Source organism: Bradyrhizobium sp. BR13661 (assembly GCF_029892425.1).
GTDB lineage: Bacteria > Pseudomonadota > Alphaproteobacteria > Rhizobiales > Xanthobacteraceae > Bradyrhizobium.
In genome coordinates, this window is record NZ_JARXWB010000019.1 from 15,105 (window position 1) to 36,358 (window position 21,254).

The 21,254-nt window shown below is 62.2% G+C and carries 19 protein-coding genes; 11 read left to right on the plus strand and 8 right to left on the minus strand.

Translation table 11 applies throughout. The features are described from left to right. Entirely contained in the window at nt 1-561 is a 561-nt protein-coding gene (locus tag M2427_RS27185; protein WP_280709950.1) for a flavin reductase family protein, read from the plus strand. A 6-nt stretch (nt 562-567) separates the two neighbouring features. Here the strand turns inward: M2427_RS27185 and M2427_RS27190 are convergent, their stop codons facing one another. Next, nucleotides 568-1,476, minus strand: coding sequence for an NAD(P)-dependent oxidoreductase (locus M2427_RS27190; protein WP_280709951.1), 909 nt, complete (start codon nt 1,474-1,476; stop codon nt 568-570). A gap of 178 nt (nt 1,477-1,654) precedes the next feature. Here M2427_RS27190 and M2427_RS27195 point away from each other — a divergent pair, with 178 nt between their 5' ends. The 6 genes from M2427_RS27195 to M2427_RS27220 all read left to right on the plus strand — a co-directional run bounded on the left by M2427_RS27195 (nt 1,655) and on the right by M2427_RS27220 (nt 8,000). After that, nucleotides 1,655-2,638, plus strand: a complete 984-nt coding sequence (locus M2427_RS27195; protein WP_280709952.1) for an ABC transporter substrate-binding protein — start codon at nt 1,655-1,657, stop codon at nt 2,636-2,638. A 77-nt stretch (nt 2,639-2,715) separates the two neighbouring features. Then, nucleotides 2,716-4,410 carry a dihydroxy-acid dehydratase gene (gene ilvD, locus M2427_RS27200; RefSeq protein ID WP_280709953.1) on the plus strand — a complete coding sequence of 565 codons (1,695 nt, stop codon included), beginning with the start codon at nt 2,716-2,718 and terminating at the stop codon, nt 4,408-4,410. Nucleotides 4,411-4,528: 118 nt separating this feature from the next. After that, a complete protein-coding gene (locus M2427_RS27205) occupies nt 4,529-5,374 on the plus strand; it encodes an ABC transporter ATP-binding protein (RefSeq protein ID WP_280709954.1) in 846 nt (281 codons plus the stop codon). Next, nucleotides 5,371-6,156 carry an ABC transporter permease gene (locus M2427_RS27210; RefSeq protein WP_348521949.1) on the plus strand — a complete coding sequence of 262 codons (786 nt, stop codon included), beginning with the start codon at nt 5,371-5,373 and terminating at the stop codon, nt 6,154-6,156. Before M2427_RS27205 ends, M2427_RS27210 begins: the two co-directional genes overlap by 4 nt. Further along, on the plus strand, nt 6,153-6,920 hold the full coding sequence (locus M2427_RS27215; RefSeq protein ID WP_280709956.1) for an ABC transporter permease subunit: 768 nt from the start codon (nt 6,153-6,155) through the stop codon (nt 6,918-6,920). Before M2427_RS27210 ends, M2427_RS27215 begins: the two co-directional genes overlap by 4 nt. 33 nt (nt 6,921-6,953) lie before the next feature. After that, nucleotides 6,954-8,000 carry a peptidase M29 gene (locus M2427_RS27220; RefSeq protein WP_280709957.1) on the plus strand — a complete coding sequence of 349 codons (1,047 nt, stop codon included), beginning with the start codon at nt 6,954-6,956 and terminating at the stop codon, nt 7,998-8,000. Here M2427_RS27220 and M2427_RS27225 read toward each other — a convergent pair. The 5 genes from M2427_RS27225 to M2427_RS27245 are packed head-to-tail and all read right to left on the minus strand — an operon-like array spanning nt 7,997 to nt 13,722. After that, nucleotides 7,997-8,989, minus strand: coding sequence for a 3-hydroxybutyryl-CoA dehydrogenase (locus M2427_RS27225; protein ID WP_280709958.1), 993 nt, complete (start codon nt 8,987-8,989; stop codon nt 7,997-7,999). The genes M2427_RS27220 and M2427_RS27225 overlap by 4 nt on opposite strands. 3 nt (nt 8,990-8,992) lie before the next feature. Continuing rightward, the gene (locus M2427_RS27230) at nt 8,993-10,081 is read right to left on the minus strand and encodes an NAD/NADP-dependent octopine/nopaline dehydrogenase family protein (protein WP_280709959.1); all 1,089 of its coding nucleotides are present in this window, start codon (nt 10,079-10,081) and stop codon (nt 8,993-8,995) included. Next, entirely contained in the window at nt 10,078-11,604 is a 1,527-nt protein-coding gene (locus tag M2427_RS27235) for a long-chain fatty acid--CoA ligase (protein WP_280709960.1), read from the minus strand. The genes M2427_RS27230 and M2427_RS27235 overlap by 4 nt, the downstream gene beginning before the upstream one ends. A 2-nt stretch (nt 11,605-11,606) precedes the next feature. Next, a complete protein-coding gene (locus M2427_RS27240; RefSeq protein ID WP_280709961.1) occupies nt 11,607-12,896 on the minus strand; it encodes an acyl-CoA dehydrogenase family protein in 1,290 nt (429 codons plus the stop codon). A gap of 7 nt (nt 12,897-12,903) precedes the next feature. Then, nucleotides 12,904-13,722: an alpha/beta hydrolase gene (locus M2427_RS27245; RefSeq protein WP_280709962.1), complete on the minus strand. Its 819-nt coding sequence runs from the start codon at nt 13,720-13,722 to the stop codon at nt 12,904-12,906. Nucleotides 13,723-13,918: 196 nt separating this feature from the next. Here M2427_RS27245 and M2427_RS27250 point away from each other — a divergent pair, with 196 nt between their 5' ends. The 4 genes from M2427_RS27250 (at nt 13,919) to M2427_RS27265 (ending at nt 19,313) form a co-directional block, all read left to right on the plus strand. Then, nucleotides 13,919-14,680, plus strand: a complete 762-nt coding sequence (locus tag M2427_RS27250; RefSeq protein ID WP_280709963.1) for an SDR family oxidoreductase — start codon at nt 13,919-13,921, stop codon at nt 14,678-14,680. 43 nt (nt 14,681-14,723) lie between these two features. Next, on the plus strand, nt 14,724-15,560 hold the full coding sequence (locus tag M2427_RS27255; RefSeq protein ID WP_280709964.1) for an enoyl-CoA hydratase family protein: 837 nt from the start codon (nt 14,724-14,726) through the stop codon (nt 15,558-15,560). A 98-nt stretch (nt 15,561-15,658) separates the two neighbouring features. After that, nucleotides 15,659-18,010, plus strand: a complete 2,352-nt coding sequence (locus tag M2427_RS27260; protein WP_280709965.1) for a bifunctional salicylyl-CoA 5-hydroxylase/oxidoreductase — start codon at nt 15,659-15,661, stop codon at nt 18,008-18,010. Between the two features lie 52 nt (nt 18,011-18,062). Further along, entirely contained in the window at nt 18,063-19,313 is a 1,251-nt protein-coding gene (locus M2427_RS27265) for a flavin-dependent oxidoreductase (RefSeq protein WP_280709966.1), read from the plus strand. A 9-nt stretch (nt 19,314-19,322) separates the two neighbouring features. Here M2427_RS27265 and M2427_RS27270 read toward each other — a convergent pair whose 3' ends face one another. Together M2427_RS27270 and M2427_RS27275 are read right to left on the minus strand one after the other, a co-directional pair. Continuing rightward, a complete protein-coding gene (locus M2427_RS27270; RefSeq protein ID WP_280709967.1) occupies nt 19,323-19,781 on the minus strand; it encodes a cupin domain-containing protein in 459 nt (152 codons plus the stop codon). Nucleotides 19,782-19,810: 29 nt separating this feature from the next. After that, a complete protein-coding gene (locus tag M2427_RS27275; protein WP_280709968.1) occupies nt 19,811-20,986 on the minus strand; it encodes an ABC transporter substrate-binding protein in 1,176 nt (391 codons plus the stop codon). Between the last annotated feature and the right edge of the window lie 268 nt (nt 20,987-21,254).

Consider the following 21,254-nt stretch of genomic DNA (forward strand, 5'->3'; position numbering starts at 1 on the left):
ATGAATGATCAGCCAAAGCAGCCGGCCGCCCCGGATCCCGCCAACGAGCTCGCGAGCGACAGCTCGTCGATCGATCCCCGTGACTTCCGCAATGCGCTCGGCACCTATGGAACGGGCGTCACGATCATCACGGCCACGGCCGCCGATGGCAAGCCGTACGGCATCACCTGCAACTCGTTCGCGTCGGTCTCCTTGAATCCCCCCCTGGTTCTCTGGAGCCTCGGCGTCTATTCATCGAGCCTGACCGTGTTTCAGAGCGCCAGTCATTTCACCGTCCACGTGCTGGGTACCTCGCAGCAGGCTCTCGCGAATAAATTTGCGAAATCGTCCGAGGACAAGTTTACCGGTGTCGACTGGACACCGGGCCTTGGCAACGCGCCGGTACTTGCCGAAAGCGTGGCGAATTTTCAGTGCCGATCCGTCAACCGCTATTATGGCGGTGATCACGTGATCTTTCTCGGTGCGGTCGAGGCCTATGCCTACAACGCAAAAGAGCCGTTGCTGTTTGCGCGAGGGACGTATGGCCAGTTTCTGGCTGACGACGAGCGCAAGAAGTCGTGAGGCGATTCAATGCTGTGCGGCGGAGAGCTTGTAGATCTCCAAGGCGTCCGCGTCAGCACCGCGCGCAGCCTTGGCAAGCCTGAAGATCTGCCCGGCGAGGGTCGCCATCGGCACTGGCGTTGACGTCGCCTGTGCTACATCGGCGATCGTATCGAGATCCTTCAGCATCGTCGCAATATGGCCGAGCGGCGGCGAGTGGATGCCCTGGACCATGCGCGGGACGAAGAGCTGAAGCGGGATCGAATCCGCAAAGCCACCGGCGAGCGCTTCGGGGAGCCGGCTCGCGTCAATCCCCGCATTCGAGGCAAGGCGCGTTGCTTCCGCAAGCACGGCCATTGCGCATCCGACGATCACCTGGTTGCACAGCTTTGTGGTTTGGCCAGCCCCGGTCGGACCCATGTGGGTGAACCTGCGTGCCATCGCGAGGACGTAGGGCCGCGTCCTTTCGATATCCCCCGCTTCTCCGCCCGCCATGATGGCAAGCGTGCCTTCCTCGGCACCCTTGGTGCCACCGGACACCGGTGCGTCAATCCAGCCGGCACCGTTCGCGCCTCTCAATCGCGCTGCAAGCTCGCGTGCGGCGTCCGGATGGATCGACGAGAAATCGACCACGAGCTTGCCCGTGCCGGGGGCTGCCGCGAGACCCTCGGGTCCGAAGATGACTTCTTCGACGGCGGCAGCATCCGTCACGCACATAAAGACGATGTCGCAGTTCGCCAGCAAGTCGCGTGGCGTTTCCGCGCGCTTGGCGCCGGCTTCGACGAGCGGAGCGACTTTGCCCTCCGAGCGATTCCAGACACTGACTTGATAGCCGGCCATGAGCAGGCGCCGGGTCATCGGCGTTCCCATCAGTCCAAGGCCCAGATAGCCGAGTCTCTCGACGCCTTGTGGGTTTGCCTTGGTCGCATCAGCCATAGGTTGTTTCCTTCTCCCGTAGCGCGACGGCGCGCGAGCTCTGCAGCACCATACATGACGCGGTCCGCGACTAAAGTGGGCCGGCATGCATGGCTTGCCTGATTGTTTGAACCATGAAACATTTGGGACGGTCGGGTGGAGTGGCGTCGGTCGGCGCCGTAGCAACGGAGTGGGCACGATGCGGGAAGGTTCGAGGTGGATGCTGGCAATGGGGGCCATGGCGGCCATGATCGCGTGCGCTGGCCCCTTACGGGCGCAGCAGACGATCCGAGTGGGCTGGACCATCCCGGCGGAGGAATCCAAATACTGGATGATGCGCAGGCCGGCCGAATTTCCCGATATCGGCAAGATCTACAACATCGAATGGACCCAGTTTCAGGGCACTGCGCCTATGACGCAGGCACTGGCCGCCGGCGCACTCGATTGTGCGACGCAGGCGCCGCTCTCGCTGGCCAACGGCGTGGTCGGCGGCAATCTCAAGGCCTACATTGTGGCCCAGCATGTGTTCGAGAAGCCCGGCGGCTTCTCGGTCTACTGGGCGGTGATGGATGACTCGCCGATCAAGGCGATTGCGGATCTCAAAGGCAAGACGGTCGGCATTTCCGTGATCGGCGGCGGCACGCAAGGCCCGTTCAACCTGCTGCTGAAGCAGAATGGTGTCGATCCGGCAAAGGACATCAAGCTGGTCGAGGTCGGCTTTGCCGTTTCCGAAGATGCGCTACGCCAGGGCCGGGTCGACGCGGTGAACATGAACCAGCCGTTTGCCGCACGCGCGGAGGCGAAGGGCGGCACTCGCAAGCTGTTCTCGTTGTCGCAGGCCATGCCGAACATCGTGCACATCCTTGAGGCCTGCCGCGCCGATTTCGTCGACAAGAACCCGGAGTTGGTCAAGGCCTATGTCCGCGACATCACATCGGGCATGAAGAAGGTGCTGGCGAACCGCGAGGAGACGTTGAAGGTCGTCAATGAAGTCCTGAAGGCGCCGATTCCGGTGCTCGAGACCTACCTGCTTAAGGACAACGATTTCGGTCGCGATCCCGGCGCGGCGCCGAATTTCCCTGCGATCCAGAAGATGCTGGACATCTATGCGGAGACGGGAATGCTGCCAAAGCTGGATGTCGCGCAGTTCAAGCACCCGACGATCGTCGCGCCGCTGCAATAGGCAGTCGATCGTCTGTGAGATCAACGAGGTCGCAATGTCCCGCCACGTGCGGGACATTGCATGAAGATGATGCAAGCATGAAGAAGTTGCGATCACGGATAACGACTGATGGGCTCGACCGGGCTCCGCATCGCGCATTCATGCGTGCGATGGGGCTGGACGACGCGGCTATCGCCAGGCCGATGGTGGGCATTGTCAGCATGAAGGGCGAGCAGACGCCCTGCAATATGACCCACGACTTCCAGGTGGCCGCGGCGAAGACCGGGATCGAGGGAGCCGGCGGCACGCCGAGGGAATTCTCGACGATCTCGGTGTCCGACGGAATCAGCATGAACCACGAGGGGATGAAGTTCTCGCTGTTTTCGCGCGAACTGATCGCTGATTCCATCGAGGCTGTCGTGCACGGCCTCGCTTACGATGCGCTAATTGGATACGGCGGATGCGACAAGACGCTTCCGGGCGTGATGATGGGCATGGTTCGTTGCAACGTACCTTCCATCTTCATTTACGGGGGCAGCTCGCTGCCGGGGCGCGTGGACGGGAGGACGTTGACCGTCCTTGACTCCTACGAGGCTGTTGGCAGCTTCATGACCGGCGAGATCGATGCCCCGACGCTTGAGCGGATCGAGCGCGCCTGCTTACCGACCATCGGTGCCTGCGCCGGTCAGTTTACCGCGAACACCATGGGGATGGTGTCGGAGGCGATGGGCCTGACCATTCCCAACGTGTCGATGGTGCCTGGGGTCTATGCCGAGCGCGCCCAGATCTCGCGGCGCGCGGGACGGCTGATTATGGAGATGCTGGAGCGTGGTGGGCCGCTGCCGCGCGAGATCGTGACACGAAAATCGCTGGAGAACGGAGCCGCGATCGTCGCTGCAACGGGAGGCTCGACCAATGCCGCATTGCATTTGCCGGCGATCGCGAACGAGGCCGGTATTGCGTTCACGATCGATGACGTCGGTGAGGTCTTTGCCAGGACGCCGCTGATCGGAAATCTGCGGCCGGGCGGCAAGTACACGGCCAAGGATGTCTACGATATCGGTGGTGCCGCCGTTGTGATCCGCGAGCTGATTGAGAGCGGGCATATCGATGGCAGTTGCCTAACCATCACGGGCCGCACGCTTGCGGAAGAATATGGTGCGGCCAATGCGCCCGATGGCGAGGTCGTTTACGCCGCTCGCGCACCGATCATGCCCGATGGCGGCGTTGCGGTGCTGAAGGGAAACCTCTGCCCCGATGGCGCCGTCATCAAGGTTGCAGGCTTGAAGAGTCAGTTTTTCGAGGGCGTTGCGCGCGTTTTCGAGGATGAAGAGGCTTGCGTCGCGGCCGTTCGTAACCGCAGCTACAAGGCTGGCGAGGTTTTGGTGATCCGCAATGAAGGGCCGGTCGGAGGTCCCGGCATGCGCGAGATGCTTGGCGTCACTGCGTTGATCTACGGCCAGGGCATGGGCGAGAAGGTCGCCCTGATCACAGACGGACGGTTCTCCGGTGCCACGCGCGGCATGTGCATCGGCTATGTCTCGCCCGAGGCGTTTGTCGGCGGTCCGCTGGCGCTCGTGCACGATGGCGACAAAATCAGGATTGATGCCGCTGGCCGCCGGATGGATCTGCTGGTCGACGAACAGGAACTTGCGACGCGGCAACGTAACTGGAAGCAACGTCCGCCGCGCCATCGCGCGGGCGCACTCGCAAAATATGCGCGTCTGGTCGGTCAGGCGCCGGGCGGAGCGATCACGCATGAGGGACCGGCGGAGTGGCCGTGGTTCGACTGAGCGCGCACAAGGGGCGCCCTGTTTGGCAAGTTTCTTGCTAAGCTCGTGCCGCTGTTGGAGGACATTCAGCAGTACTGTTGCGTGACGTCGTCCGCGCATGAGTGAAGCGAGAGACGGGATGAAGGTAGTGCCTTCGAGATCGAGCGAATGGGTGAGACCGGTGACGTCACAAAAGCCGGCTTCTGCAATCATCGAGATCGACCGCGTCTCGCAGGTCTTCCAGACCTCGGCGCGCAAGGACCATTTGGCGTTGTCGGATATCTCCGTGACGATCGAGGATGGGGCGTTCGTCTCCATCCTCGGCCCGTCCGGCTGCGGCAAGTCGACGCTGCTCTACATCGTCGGTGGCTTTGTCAGTCCCACCAGCGGCGCTGCAAGGATGAAGGGAAAGGCTATCACGGGCCCGGGGCCGGATCGTGGGCCGGTGTTCCAGGAGTTCGCACTGTTCCCGTGGAAGACCGTGCTGGGCAATGTGATGTATGGTCCGCGCCAGCAGGGCGTGCGAGCCACCGAAGCCGAAGCGCAGAGTCGCGCTCTGATCGAGATGGTCGGCCTCAAGGGCTATGAGAATTTTTACCCGAAGGAGCTGTCGGGAGGCATGAAGCAGCGCGTCGCTCTGGCCCGGACGCTCGCCTACCATCCTGAAGTTCTGTTGATGGACGAGCCGTTCGGTGCGCTCGATGCTCACACCCGCACGCGGCTCCAGAACGATCTCCTCAATATCTGGGAACGTGACCGAAAGACTGTGCTGTTCGTCACCCACTCGGTCGATGAAGCCGTCTTCCTTTCGGATAAGGTCGTGATGATGTCGAAGTCGCCGGGCCGTATTCGGGAGGTCATTGACATCGATCTGCCGCGACCACGCCGCCGCAATGAGCTGTTGCTCGACCCGCGCTACCAGAAACACGTCGTCGATATCGAACGTATGTTCGATGAGAGCGACGCAGCCGGCTCTTCCTCATGATGTCGCCTGCTGCCTTGGCAAAGCGTGCGGCACCGGTTCTGGCTTGCATCGGATTGATGGCGGTGTGGCAGGTTGCGGCACTGGTGCTGAAGAACGACAGCTTTCCGACAGCGCTTGAGGCAATTCGCGCGATCCCGGACATCCTGGGCGACAAGGAATCCCTGATCAACATCATGGCCTCGCTTCGTCGCATGGCGATCGGGTTTGGCATAGCCGTGCTTTTCTCGATCCCTTTGGGTTTGTTGATGGGGCGGAGCCGGGCGGTCGAAGCGTTCTTCAATCCGCTTCTGATGATCATCTATCCAGTGCCGAAGGCCGCGCTCATGCCAATCATCATGCTTTGGCTCGGCGTCGGCGAAGCGACAAAAATTCTGGTGATCTTCCTCGGGGTCAGCCTGCCGGTGATCTATCACAGTTTTGAAGGTGCCAAGGCGGTCGAAGAGAAGATGCTGTGGTCGAGTGCGGCCATGGGGCTGTCGCCGTTGCAGCGCCTGGTCCGGATCGTTCTGCCGGCCGCGCTCCCGGAGATCCTGACCGGGTGTCGGACCGGCCTGGTGCTCGCGCTCATCACGATGATCACCAGCGAGATGATCGCTCGACAGTCTGGGGCGGGGAACATTTTGTTCAACGCGCTCGACATGGGGCAATACGACACCGTCTTCGCGATGATCATCATCGTGGGCGCCATGGGAATTATTCTTGATGCGATCTTCGAGCGCGTCCGCGCCCGGCTCGTGCGCTGGTCCGAGCCTCAGTTCGACATGCCGATGAGTTTCTCATGACATCGCGTCTTTCCCCAACGAACGTCGTCCTAGGGCTCGCGCCGATTGTGCTGGTGATCGCGGTCTGGCAGGGCCTCGTATCGTCGGGCCTTGCGCCCGCGGCGTTACTACCGCCGCCGGGAGTGGTTTTCAGCCGCCTGATCCAGCAACTCGTGACGTGGACATTTGAGCAGGAGATCGCGGCGACTCTCGTCCGGTTGTTTGCCGGCTTTGCGATTGCGGTCGTGCTTGGTGTCGCTATCGGGATCGCGGCTGCTGCCAGCCCCGTGGTCAATGCCGTGGTTCGGCCGATCGTGCGGGTGCTGGCGCCATTGCCGAAAGTCGCGCTGTATCCGGCGCTGTTACTTCTGCTCGGTTTCGGCCACGGATCGAAGATCACGCTGGTGGCGGCGGACGCACTTTTCCCGATTTTGCTGTCCACCTATTACGGCGCATCGACCGTCGAGCAGAAGCTGATCTGGTCGGCCATGGCGGCGGGGACGCCGCGATATGAAATCCTGTTCAAGGTCGTCTTGCCGGCGGCGATGCCGTCGATCCTGACCGGGTGCCGGATCGGCCTTGTCATTTCCTGCATCGTGGTGTTTCTGGCTGAGATGATCACGTCGACGGATGGATTGGGGCACGCGCTCGTGACCGCGGCCCGCACCTTCCAGGCCGTTGACATGTTCGTGCCGCTGATCACGATCTCGCTGCTGGGGTTGATCCTGAATGCCCTGCTGGGCGCCTTGCGATCTTACCTCTTACGGGGCTTTCCCGAAGCGTGACTGAAGAAGAAACCATAAGACCGGGAGTCGACCATGCTGGCGGATCGCATCGAGGCAAAATGGATTGACGCGTTTTGCGAGATCTTTGAGCGTTGCGCCGTCAAGGCCGGCGATACCGCGGCGATTCTCTCGGAGACGCAGTCGCGCGCGTTGAATGTTCATTTGGCGGAATTGGCGCTGCTGCGCATGGGCGCAAGGCCGTTCCACGTCGTCATGCCGACGCCACGTAACCGCAACGTCGTGCCGGTTCGCTCGACAGGGGCCAGCGAAGCCATCCAGAAGCTCGGTCCGGTCATCACCGCGCTTCAACAAGCGGGATTCGTGGTGGACTGCACCATCGAGGGCTTGATGCATGCGGTAGAGACGCCGGAGATCCTGAAGGCCGGTGCTCGCATTCTGGTCATCTCCAACGAGCACCCCGAGGCACTGGAGCGGATGGTGCCGGATCCGGCACTCGAGAAGCGTGTTCGCGCGGCAGCAAAGATGTTGCGTGGGACCAAGCGGATGCGGGTCACCTCGAACGCCGGTACGGCACTGGATGTGGACATGGTCGGCGCTTCAACGGTCGGCGTCTGGGGCTGGACCGACAAGCCCGGCACGCTGGCGCATTGGCCGGGCGGCATCGTCGTCAGCTTCCCCAAGAGCGGAACGATCAACGGCTCGCTGGTGATGGCGCCTGGCGACATCAATCTCACGTTCAAGCGCTACCTGACGTCACCGGTGAAGATGACGTTGAAGGACGATTACGTCGTCGAGCTGGAGGGCGACGGCACGGATGCCGCGATGATGCGCGCCTATCTCGCCGCCTGGGGCGACCGCGAAGCCTATGCAGTCTCGCATGTCGGATTCGGCATGAATCCGGCCGCCCGCTACGAAGCGCTCTCGATGTATGACCAGCGCGACACCAACGGTACTGAGATCCGGGCCGTCTCCGGCAATTTCCTGTTTTCAACAGGTGCCAACGAATTTGCCGGCCGCTACACGGCCGGCCATTTCGACCTGCCGATGATGGGCACGACCATCGAGCTTGACGGAGTCGCGGTCGTTCGGGACGGCGTGCTCCAGGACGTCTTCGGTTAAGCGCGGTCAACGACCGGCGGACGAGCCAGGTTGAAGTGCCGGAGCAGGTCGACCATGGCCTGCAATCGCTTTACGCGATAGGCGTCGACATCCATCCCTGAATAGTCGAGGAAGCCAGCGCCGGTGCGCAGGCCGATCCGGCCTTCGTGCATATTGCGTGAGATGACGTCTGGTGCCCGATAGCGGTCGCTGCCGAGCGCGCCCTCCAGATACTGGCTGGCGTAGTATAGAATGTCTCCGCCGCCCCAATCGATGAATTCAAGCAATCCGAGTACAGCATAGCGAAAGCCGAACCCGTAGCGGATCGCCTTGTCGATCTCCTCGGCGCTGGCGACGCCTTCCTCGACCATGCGCGCGGCCTCGTTCATTGCGAGCGCCTGGATGCGTGGAACGATGAAGCCTGGCGTGGCAGCACAAATCACCGGTACCTTGCCGATGGCTTCGAGCAGCGCCTTGACCTCGTCGATGATGACAGGATCGGTGGCTTTGCCGGGCGAGACTTCCACGAGTGGAATCAGATAGGCTGGATTGAGCCAGTGCACGTTGAGGAAGCGACGCGGGTTGACGATTGCGCCGGCGAGATCGTCGACGAGGATGGTCGACGTCGTCGATGCGATGATCGTGTCTGGGTTGACCTGTTTTGAAGCCACCCCCAGCACCTCGCGCTTGAGCTCGACGACCTCAGGAACGCCCTCGAACACCATTCCGGCTTCGGCCAGCGCCGCGGCACTCTTGCTCGCTGGCACCACCGAGATTCGCGCGACGAGCGGATCGACATCTGCTTCGGTCAGAAGCCCCAGCTTAGACAGGCTGGCAAAGGTCTTCCTGACTTCGCCGAGCGCGTCGGCTTCGAGCTTGGTAAAATCGCCCTCCGAGCGGGTCTTGATGTCGATCATCGTGACCATGTGCCCCGCATAAGCGAACGCGACGGCGATGCCTCGGCCCATGCGACCCGCGCCGAGACAGGCGATATTGGCGCGGCTGGTCATTGATTAGAATCCCTCACGAAGCAGCGTCTGCAACTCGGTCTTGTGAAGCTTACCAAGGCCGAGCGTTTCCAACGTTCGGCCGCCTTGGGCAAAGTCCTCGCCGCAGATGGCGCCGCCTATGGCCAGAAAGGCCTTGGCAAGTGGTGTGGCGACCCCCGCCACACCGGCCACGGATACCAGCAGCGATAGCCCCAATCGCAAATCCTCGCGCATGTAGCGGTGCTCGGTTAGCACGATCCTCTCACGCCAGTCTCCGGAATCGGTCAGTCGGTCATGCGAGCCGCGGCCATACATCCACATCTCACCTTCCTTGGCGTAATGATGGGCGAGTGGAAAATGCGGTGCGCCATATCCTAGCGCCTCGCGTACGGCGATCCGTTCGGTATCAAGCGCGTCAGTCACGCGTCGGATCGCGGCCTGCGTACCCTCCTTATGAATATCCCACCGCTCGAAATGCTCGATCGGGCCCGCGTTCATGACAATCAAGGGCGGATGGATGATGCAGCCCGCATTCATCAGCGCGCCGGACAGTGCATCCCCGCAGGGCTCGATCACATCAGGGAATGCGCGTCCAATCACCTCAAGCGCATGTGGTGCCTGATCGAGGGGGAATACGCCGACCGGCAGCCGTTTGGCGCGGATCGTAATCGCAACTTCGAAGGGCCCGTGCTTGCGGGTAAGCCACGGCAGCGTCCCCGTTTCGGCAAAGCTCGCCTTGGCGCGATTGCCAGCATTCCGCGCCGCCTGCGCGAAGATCATTGAGCCAAATGTCGCGGGCGGGAGAAACACGACTTGGCCGTCGCGCAGGTGCGGTGCAAGCTGGCGAGCGATGTCCTGCTGTGCGAAAGCGGGGGCAGGGCAGAGGATCAACTCGACTCCCTTGACCGCTTCGGCGACGTCAGCGGTCACCAGCGCCAACTTCACATCGTGGCGACCATTGTGATCCTTAACGAGAATGCGGGAGCCGGCGGTGCGGTGTGCTTCGACTTGCTCTGCGTCGCGACGCCAGAGTCGGACCTCATGCCCCGACAGCGCAAAATCGCCTGCGGCCGCGAAAGAGCCGTTTCCTCCCCCAAGTACCGCAATCTTCAAGATGCTTCTCCTTGCGCGCGCGACTGCGCATCACGTTGCTTCAGCAGGAAGTGCTGGACCTTGCCCAGCGCCGTGCGCGGCATGTCCGCGACGAAGATGATGTCGCGTGGAACCTTGTAGCGGGCGAGCTGGGCCTGAACGTGCGCCTTCAGCTCGTCCGCTTCGATCCGACAGCTCGATCGCCGGATGACATAGGCAATCGGCACCTCGTCCCAGCGCGGATCCGGCCGGCCGATGACAGCGCATTCGCTGACGTCGGGATGCTCGAGCAGGACGCGCTCGACTTCCGCGGGGTAAACGTTTTCGCCGCCGGAGATGATCATGTTCTTCTTGCGATCGCGGACCCAGAAATAGCCATCGGAGTCGCACAGGCCGATATCGCCGGTGCGATACCAGCCGTCATGCAGCGCCTCGCGCGTCGCATCTGCGTTGCCCCAATATTCGAAGAACACATTGGGCCCGCGCACCGCGATCTCGCCCGGTGTGCCCGCCGGTACCTCGTTGCCAGCTTGATCGATCACTTTTGCTTCGCAGCACAGGCCGGCGAGCCCGGTCGATCCCATCCGCGACAGGTCGCCGCCAAGGCGGGTATAGACCGCGATGGGGCAGGTTTCCGTCGAGCCGTAGACCTGGAGCACGGGCACGCCACGGGCGACAAAGCGATCTATCAGATGCGGCGGCACGATCGTCGAGCCGGTCGCGACGGCCTTTAGCGACGAGAGATCGGTCGTGGCCCAGGCGGGGTGCTCACTGACGGCCTGGATGATCGCGGGCACCATGACCGTCAGGGTCGGGCGCTCCCGTTCGATGGCCGCAAGCGTCGCATCCGGGGTGAAGCGGGCGTGGATCGTGACGGTGGCACCAAGCTGAAGCGCCGCAGTCGTCTGAATGTTGAGCCCGCCGACATGGAAGAACGGCAGTACCGTGAGCACGTGATCGTCTGACGTCATGTTGTGCATGTGCTGACTCATGACGCCGTTCCAGAAAAGAGCTTCCTGGCGCAGTACCGCGCCTTTCGGGCGTCCGGTTGTCCCAGACGTGTAGACGATGAGCAGCGGGCAGGAGAGATCGGTATGGGGATTCTGGCTGCTGCCGTCGCCGTATGCCAACAAGCTTTCGAATGTCGTGCCGCAGGGCGGTGTGAAGTCGAGGCCGACAACAGACGTCCCCGGCGTGAGCTCAGCAAGAACTTCATCAAAAGCCTGATCGAGCACCAGCACCTTGGCGCCGGCATCGGTGAGGATGAAGAGCTGCTCGGCGACTGCCAGACGCCAGTTCAGCGGCACCAGCATCGCGCCAAGGCGCGCACAGGCATAAAGCAGGACCAGATAGTCCGGACGATTCAGGCTCAGGATAGCGACGCGATCGCCGCGGCCGACATTGAATCCCTGTTTCAAAGCCGTGGCAGTTCGCTTGATACGCGCGGCGAATGCGGCGTAGCTCAGCCGGTTGCCTTCAAAGGCGATGGCTGTCTTGTCTGGCGCGAACGCCGCGTTGCGATCGATCAGACTGCAGAGGTCCACTGTCAGTCGTCCATTTCGCCGGCCTCGTACAGCGCTTCGCGGCCGATCCGGTCGAGGCACAACTCGGCCGTCCAGGGCAACATCAGCGACCCGCAGCGACTGTCGCGATAGATGCGCTCCAGCGGCAGCGATCGCAGCATGGCCTGACCGCCGCAGGTGCGGATCGCGAGCGCCGCGAGCTCATTGGCACCTTCCATCACCGAATATTGTGCGGCATAGGCGCGCAGCACCTGCTCCTTGCTCGGATTGGCGCATGCTTCGGTGACGGCCTGAAACCAAATCCCCTTGATTTGCTCCAGCTTGATCTGCATCTGCGCGACCGCGATCTGCTTGGTCGGATACATCCGCCGCTTGACCGGCGGCATGCCCGGAACCTCGCCACGCAGATAACGCACCGTGAAATCGTAGGCAGCTTGCGCGAGGCCCATATAGGTGGGTGACAAGGTCAGGAACATGTGCGGCCAGCGCATTGCGGCCTGGAAGTAGACGCCGCGAGGCATCAGGGCCGAATCATCCGGGACGAACACGTCCTTGAACAGCAGCGTCCGCGAGATCGTGCCGCGCATGCCGAGCGGATCCCAGTCGCCGACGACCGAGACACCTTGCGACTTAGCGGGAATGGCGAGGTAAAGTGTGTTGCGGCGCGAGGCCTTCTCGCCTTCCTTGATCTCGGTGCAGAGCACGCCGTAATAGTCGGCGTGACCGGAGAGCGATGCAAAGATCTTCTTGCCGTTGACGATCCAGCCGCCTTCGACAGGCTTTGCTTCCGTGCCGAAGGCAACGCCGCCCGCAGCTGCTGCACCCCCCTCGGAGAAAGGTTGCGAGTAGATCGCGCCGTCCTCGACGATACGCTTGTAGTGGACCGCGCGTCGCTTTTCGTGCTCCGCGCGGGTCGCCGCGTCCATGTTGAGATCGTCAGCCAAGGGCCCCGACCACAGCGTCGAGCAGACATGCATGTTCCAGGTCAGAGCGGTCGCGCCGCAATAGCGGCCGATCTCGGCAGCCGCCAGAGCATAGGTCTGGTAGTTCGCGCCCAAGCCGCCATGCTTCTTGGGTACAGCGATGCCCAGCAATCCGACACGATGTAGGTCGCGATAGTTCTCGGTCGGAAATATTGCCTCGCGATCGTACTTGGCTGCGCGGCCCGCGAACACGCTCTGTCCGATTTCCCGCGCCTGCGCGATGATGCCGGCCTGCTCATCGGTCAGGCGAAACGCCACGGGATCGAAGATTGGCGCATCCAGCGCGACATTGCCGGTCGCAGTGATCGTCTCGCTGACTTGCATGGTCATTGCGTAGTCACCCGTGTTTTGCAACGAAGGGATCGACGAAGTTGGCGAGCGCCTTGTCGAAGGCACCGGGACGTTCAAGGTTGGCGAGATGACCGACACCGGGGAGTTCGACATATTCGGCCGCGGGAATGTAGGTCGCGGTCTTTGCCATCATCGGCGCCGGCGCATTGTTATCCCTGGAACCGGACAACAGCAGCGTCGGCACCGCGATATCCTTGAGCGTTTTGCGCTGATCGAAGCCGATCAATGCCAGCATCATGGCGCGATAGCTCGCTTCAGGCACGCTTGCCATGCACTCACGCGCGAGCTCCATGCCCTTCGGATCCGGATCGTCGCCGACGAGCTCCTTCACGAGGGAAGGTGCCAGCGACTTCATCGTCTCGCCGCGATCGAGCGGGCCCAGCCGCGCAGAGATAAACGACTTCTGCCAATCGCCATCAGCCTTGCCGAATGCCGGGCTGGTCTGCGCAAGCACGACCGCGCGCGCCAGTTTCGGCGATTGCACCAGCCACTTCTGGACGATCATACCGCCAATGGAGTGGCCGACCAGAATGGGGTTCGCCGCACCGAGTTGATCGGTGAACTGCAGGAGTGCATCAGCCAGGGCAGCGATACTGACGTTGGGTAAGGGCGCTGATCCTCCATAGCCCGGCATATCCCATGCAATGGCGCGAAAACGATTGCCGAATGTAGCGAGCTGCTGCCGCCAGGCTCTTGCCGCGCCACCGATGCCATGCAGGAAGATCAGGGGTATTGCGTCCGGGTCGCCCGCGGTTTCATAGGCGAAGCGACCGTCCCCTGTTATCATTGAAGCAGGTTGCGACACGCGACATCCTTTAGCTTGGCCCGGCGATGCTAACAGGCCTGTGGGGGATGGGAAGAGATAATTTTATACTTAAAGCAATTTTCGGGCCGGTCCCCTTCGCGACGGCGTTCTCGACCTCGATCGGCGCTTTCGTTGCAAAAGCTTGAAGGTTAAAATATATCGGAAGAACGATCAGCAGATCTAAAGGAGCCAGCGCATGTCCGCACTGTCGCATTCGCCGCACGCGCTGGTGACCGGTGGGGGGCGCGGCATCGGCCGCGCGATCGCGGCGGCTCTCGTCAGTGGCGGTGCCACAGTGACGGTGCTCGGCCGGAACGCCGCTGTTCTCGACGAAGCGGTCAACTCAGGTGCCGCGCATTTTGCGGCTGTCGCCGACGTTTCGGACGAAGCCGCTCTCAAGACCGCCATTGCAGCGGCGCATGCACGAAAGCCGATCGACATCCTGATCGCCAACGCCGGCAGCGCCGAATCCGCGCCTTTTGCGAAGTCGGACAGTGCTCTCTTTGCGCGTATGATGGACGTCAATTTCATGGGCGTGGTGCACGCCGTTCGCGCAGTGCTGCCGGGGATGAAGGATCGGCCCTATGGCCGCATTGTTGCAGTTGCATCGACAGCCGGACTCAAGGGCTATGCCTACGTGAGCGCGTACGCGGCCGCAAAGCACGCTGTGGTCGGTCTCGTGCGTTCGCTCGCACTGGAGATGGCCGCCAGCAATGTGACCGTGAATGCGATATGCCCCGGCTTCACCGACACCGATCTGGTGGCGGGTAGTATCGACAACATCATGAAGAAGACCGGGCGAACCCGTGAGCAGGCGATCGCCGAGCTCGCGAAGCACAATCCGCAAGGGCGCCTCATCACGCCGCAGGAAGTGGCGAATGCTGTGCTGTGGCTATGCAGCAAGGATGCTGGTGCGATCACGGGGCAGGCGATCGCGGTTGCCGGTGGCGAAATCTGACGTGGATGGCGAAAGCGCGGAATAAGGAAGCTAAGGAGATCGCATGAGTAGACCAGCCAATCCCGTCACCTTGCCGCTCGCGGACTATTCGCCGCAACATTTCCTCCTGGCCGTGGTCGACGGTGTTGCTACCGTGACGCTCAACCGTCCGGAACGGAAGAATCCGCTGACGTTCGAGAGCTACCGCGAGCTGACTGATTTCTTCCGCGCCTGCGCGTTTGACGATGCGGTCAAAGCTATCGTCGTCACCGGCGCCGGCGGTAATTTTTCGTCCGGCGGCGACGTGTTCGAGATCATCGGGCCGCTCGTGAAGATGGACACCAAGGGTCTGACGGCGTTCACGCGGATGACCGGCGATCTCGTCAAGGCGATGCGGGCCTGTCCGCAGCCGATCGTGGCGGCGGTCGAGGGCATTTGTGCCGGCGCCGGCGCGATCATTGCCATGGCATCTGACATGCGGCTCGCGGCAAGCGGCGCCAAGGTGGCGTTCCTGTTCAACAAGGTCGGTCTTGGCGGCTGTGACATGGGCGCCTGCGCGATCCTGCCGCGGATCATCGGCCAGTCCCGCGCATCCGAGTTGCTTTACACTGGCCGGTTCATGACAGCGGAGGAGGGCGAGCGCTGGGGCTTCTTCAGCCGGATCGTTACGCCGGAGCAGGTGCTGCCCCAGGCGCAATTGCTGGCCAAGCAGGTCGCAGAGGGGCCGACTTTCGGCAACACCATGACCAAGCGGATGCTGGCCATGGAATGGGCGATGTCGGTGGAAGAGGCGATCGAAGCGGAGGCCGTTGCCCAGGCACTGTGTATGACCACGGCGGATTTTGAGCGCGCCTTCCACGCCTTCGCCAATAAGGTCAAGCCGGTCTTCAGGGGCGACTGAGCGGCGGCTCTCGGCTGCCACTGCGCAAACGAGGACTTGCCAGAAATTATTTTAGGCTTAAAATAGTTTTCATGGCCGGGTGAATTGGCGAGGCTCCCATGAAAGTCGCGATCATCGGTGGTGGACCCGCGGGTCTCTACGCAGCAATCCTGCTCAAGAAGCAGCAACCGCGCGCCGACATCAGCGTGTATGAGCGCAACCGCGCCGATGATACGTTTGGATTCGGCGTGGTGTTCTCGGACGCTACGCTCGACAACTTTGAAAAGCACGACCTGCCGAGCTATCGCCGCATCACCCAGGAATTCGCCTATTGGGACGACATCGCCGTGCATTTTCGCGGCACGGTGCACCGGGTCGGCGGCAACGGCTTTTGCGGTTGCTCGCGGCAAAAACTGCTGCTGATCCTGCAGGAGCGGGCGCGCGAGCTTGACGTCAGCCTGCATTTCGAAGTCGATATCGACGACGAATCTCGTTTCGCCGATGCAGATCTCATTTTGCTCGCAGATGGCGTCAATAGCCGCTTCAGAGAGAAGCACGTCGATCACTTCCAGCCCGAAGTTGACCTCCGCACCAACAAGTTTGCCTGGATGGGCTCAACCAAGCCCCTCGACGCCTTCACCTTCGTCTTCCAGGAGACCGAGTGGGGGCCGTTCATCGCCCACGCCTATCAGTACGAGGCCGGGCACTCGACCTGGATTTTCGAGACCGATCCGGAGACGTTCGAGCGTGCGGGGCTGACGGGGCTGGATGAGACCCAGTCCGCCGCGCGGATGGCTGAGATATTTGGCGGATTCCTCGGCGGGCACAAGCTGCTGACCAACCGTTCGATGTGGCGCAACTTCCCGATGATTCGCAGCAAGCGCTGGGTCAAGGACAATATGGTCCTGCTCGGCGACGCCAAGGCGAGCGCGCATTTTTCGATTGGCTCGGGCACCAAGCTTGCGATGGAAGATGCGATTGCGCTGGCCGAAGCCATGGCGAAGGCGCCCGACATCAGGACCGCGCTGGATCTTTATGAGCACGGCCGACGCGAGGAGGTCGAGAAGACGCAGCACGCAGCCGACGTCTCTCTGGTCTGGTTCGAGCATGTCGATCGCTTCTGGGATTTTGATCCGGTGCAGTTCGCCTTTGGCGTGATGACGCGCTCGAAAGCAATCACCTACGATAATCTAAAACTTCGCGCGCCCGATTTCGTCGCCGAGGTCGAGAGGTCATTCGCCAACCAAGTGCGCAGCAACGGCTTCGACGTCAGCACCGACAAGCCGATGGTGCCGCTGTTCCAGCCGTTTCGTCTGCGTGAGATGGAGGTCGCCAACCGCGCCGTCATGTCGCCGATGTGCATGTACTCGGCGAAAGAGGGCGTCCCTGGTGACTTCCACCTCGTCCATTACGGTTCGCGCGCGATCGGCGGCGCCGGCTTGATCTTCACGGAGATGACCTGTGTCAGTCGCGACGCGCGCATCACGCCCGGCTGCGCCGGTCTGTGGAATGACGAGCAAGAAGCGTCCTGGCGTCGCATCGTCGATTTCGTGCACGGCAACTCGGCTGCAAAAATCTGCCTGCAACTCGGGCATGCCGGCCGCAAGGGCGCGACCAAGCTGATGTGGGATGGCATCGACCGCCCGCTCGACGAAGGCGGCTGGGACGTGGTCTCGGCATCGCCGCTGCCTTATTTCCCGGATAGCCGGATACCGCGCGAGCTCGACCGCGCCGGGATGAACGCGGTGAGGGATTCCTTCGTCGCGGCAGCAGAGCGCGGCGAGCGCTGTGGCTTCGACATGCTCGAGCTGCATTGCGCACACGGTTACCTCCTTGCGAGCTTCATTTCACCACTGACGAACACCCGCACGGACGAGTATGGCGGCTCGCTTGAGAACCGGATGCGGTTTCCGCTCGAGGTTTTTGAGGCACTGCGGGCGGCATGGCCGAAGCACAAGCCGATGTCGGTGCGTATTTCCGCCACCGACTGGGCCGATGGCGGCATCACCGGTGACGATGCGGTAGCGATCGCACGCGCGTTCGCCGAGGCTGGCGTCGATCTGGTCGATGTCTCGACGGGGCAGACTGTGCGCGACGGTCAGCCGGTCTATGGTCGCATGTTCCAGACGCCGTTCTCGGACCAGGTCCGCAACGAGGCCCGGGTGGCCACCATGTGCGTCGGTAACATCACGACGGCGGACCAGGCCAACACCATTCTGGCCGCTGGCCGGGCCGATCTCGTCGCGCTGGGGCGCCCGCATCTGGTCGATCCCTTCTTCACCATGAAGGCGGCGGCCTGGTATGGGGCGAATGACGCGTTCTGCCCGCCGCAATATTTGCCCGGCAAAGACCAGATTTTCCGCAATAGCGTGCGCGATCGGCAGGATCTCGAGGAGCTGAGAATTAAGGCTAAGCCCAAGACCCGGGCCGAGCTCAAGGCGGAGGCTACAAAGCCGCTTGCGGCCGAGTGACCGACCGTGCGACGTTAACCCATTGCCTGTGTATTGAGTGGAGTTGAGGGCGATGAAGGCGATTATCGTCGGCGGCGGTATCGGTGGTCTCACCACGGCTTTGATGCTGCGGGCCCGCGGCATTGGCTGCGAGATCTTCGAGCAGTCCGATACGATCCGCGAACTCGGCGTCGGCATCAACACGCTGCCGCATGCCATGCGTGAGCTCGCCAGCCTCGGCCTGCTGCAAAAGCTCGACGACGTCGCGATCCGCACCGACCAGCTCTACTACCTCAACCGGCATGGCCAGGAGGTCTGGCGCGAGGCCCGTGGCGTGGACGCTGGCTATGATGTGCCACAATTCTCGATCCACCGCGGCCGCCTCCAGGGCGTGATCCATCGCGCCGTCGAGGAGCGGCTTGGGACGGAAGCGATTCACACCGGTTGTAGGCTCGGCGCGTTTACCCAGGACGAGGGCGGTGTCACGGCCTATTTCTTCGATCGTGCCGGCTCGCACATCCACACCGCGCGCGGCGACATCCTGATCGGCGCCGACGGCATCCATTCGCGGGTTCGCGACACGCTGTTCCCGAATGAAGGGCCGCCGTGCTGGAACGGTCTGATGCTGTGGCGCGGTGCGCGCGATTGGCCGCTGTTCCTCACCGGCAAATCGATGATTGTTGCCGGTGGTCTCAACGCCAAGGTCGTAGTCTATCCGATCGCTGAGGGTTCGAGCCCGGCGAGCCGCCTCACCAATTGGGCAGTGCTGGTGAAGGTCGGCGAAGGCAATGCTCCGCCGCCGCGGAAAGAGGACTGGTCACGGCCGGGCCGGCGCGAGGAGCTAATGCCGCATGTCGCACGTTTCTCGGTGCCATACATCGATGTGAAGAGCCTGATCTCCGCAACGCCCGAATTCTACGAATATCCGACCTGCGATCGCGATCCCTTGCCCTATTGGTCGTCGGGACGCGTCACCCTGCTCGGCGATGCCGCGCATCCGATGTATCCGGTCGGTTCCAACGGCGCATCGCAGGCGATCCTGGACGCGCGCTGCCTTGCCGACGCGCTGGTGCGGGCCGAGCATCCGCGTCAGGCGCTGATGGAATACGAGAAGAAGCGCCTGCCGATGACCGCGGACATCGTCCGCTCCAACCGCCGTGGCGGCCCCGAGGGCGTCATTGATGCCGTCGAGCAACTCGCGCCCGACGGCTTCGACAATGTCGACAACGTGCTGAGCTATTCCCAGCGCGAGGCGATCGTGCGTGGCTATGCCACCAAGGCCGGCTTCGCCGCGGTCCCGGGACTCGCGGCGGTTCGGGCCTGACGCGAGCCGCTAGCCGGCGCCTGGGGGCGGCGGCAGGAAGTGAATGTTGAACTCGGCGGCCATCGCCACGACGTCCTCCGGTTTCTGTTCCTTCATGTTGTGAAGGCCCCAGAACAGGTCGAACAGTTTTTTGGTCGGCGACACCCAGAACAGCACTTTTGCGGTCTGATCCGACTTGTTGAAGATGCCGTGCGGCACGCCCATGCCAAGCCGGATCAGATCGCCGGGCGTTGCCTGCGCGTCCGAATTGCCGAGCACGAAGTCGAGCTTGCCCTCCAGCATGTAGAGATACTCGTCCTGATCCGGATGAATATGCGGCGGCACGAACGTGCCCGGCGGCAGCGTGGCGTGCCAGGAGAAGCTGTTTTCGCTATTGCTCTTCGGCACATAGGTCTGGCCGAGGATGTTCCAGGAGATGCCCTGGATCCCCTCATTGGCCCGTGTGATGCCGGTGATTTCGCTCTTCATTGCAGTCCTCCCTAACGCGACGCGCGGCCTTAGTTCGCCGCCTTGCAGTCCTTGGCATAGCGGTCGCCGTAATTCTCGAAAACCTTTTGAACGATCTCGGTCTGGAACTTGCCGTCCGGACGCTTGGCGACCTTGGTCAGATAAAAATCCTGGATCGGATAGCCGTTGGTGTTGAATTTGAACGAACCGCGCAGCGAGGTAAAATCTGCCTTCTTCAAGGCAGCCCCGACGGCATCCTTGTTGGAAAGGTCGCCCTTCACACCCTTGATTGTGCTGTCGATCAGCATCGCAGCGTCATACGCCTGCATGGCATAGGTGCCGGGCACGCTGTTATAGGCGGCCTCATAGGCGGCGACGAATTTCTTGTTCTGGGGATTGTCGAGATTGGGCGCCCAGTTGGCACCGCCGAACATGCCGACGGCCGCGTCCTGTTGCGCCGGCAGGGTCGATTCATCCACCGTGAAAGCCGAAAGCACCGGAATGCCGTCGGTGAGGCCGGCCTGCTTGTACTGCTTGACGAGGTTGACGCCGAGGCCGCCCGGCATGAACGTGAAGAGAGCATCGGGCTTCTGCGAAGAGATCTTGGACAGCTCCGGCTGGAAGTCCAGCGTGTTGAGCGGCATGTAGGATTCTTCAACAATCTCGCCCTTGTAGTCGAGCTTGAAGCCGGCGACCGAATCCTTGCCGGCCTGATAGTTCGGCACCATCAGATACATCCGCTTGTAGCCGCGATCCTGCGCGACCTTGCCGAGGATCTCGTGCACCTGATCGTTCTGATAGGACGTCACATAGAAGAACGGATTGCAGTCCTTGCCGGCAAAGGTCGACGGACCGGCATTCGGACTGATCAGGAAGGTCTTTGATTCCGTGACCGGCCGGTGGATCGCTTGGAGGATGTTGGAGAAGATCGGGCCGACCACGAAGTCGACCTTGTCGCGCTCAAGCAGGCCCTTGACCTTGGTCACCGCTGCATCAGGCTTCAATTCGTCGTCGACTACGACGACCTCGACGTCGCGCCCGCCCATCTTGTTGCCGAGATCCCTCACCGCGAGCGCAAAGCCGTCGCGGACCTGTTGGCCAAGCGCGGCGGCGGGGCCCGACAGGGTCACGATCACCCCTAGCTTGATCTTCTCCTGGGCGAGGGCAGGGCTCATCGCGGTGCCAAGCAGCAAGGCGGCCGCAGCCAAAGTCATTTGCGTCTTCATGATCGATCCCCCGAGACATCAGGGCTTGCGTTGCAAGCCGCGTACTTCGATCCAAGCTTATGCCGATGATGGCTGCCGCGGCAAGCAAGCTCGAGGCCTCACCATCTCGCGGCCAGCACCGCATGCAAGCGGCGCGCCAATTATTTGAAGCCTAAAGAAATCCGCATGTGGTCGATTGTTGCAGCTTTGGGCTTGCGGCCAGCGCCGATTTATTTGAAGCTCAAAATGTTGGGGAATCCGAACCGGCGCAGGTGCCGGACGCGAGTGA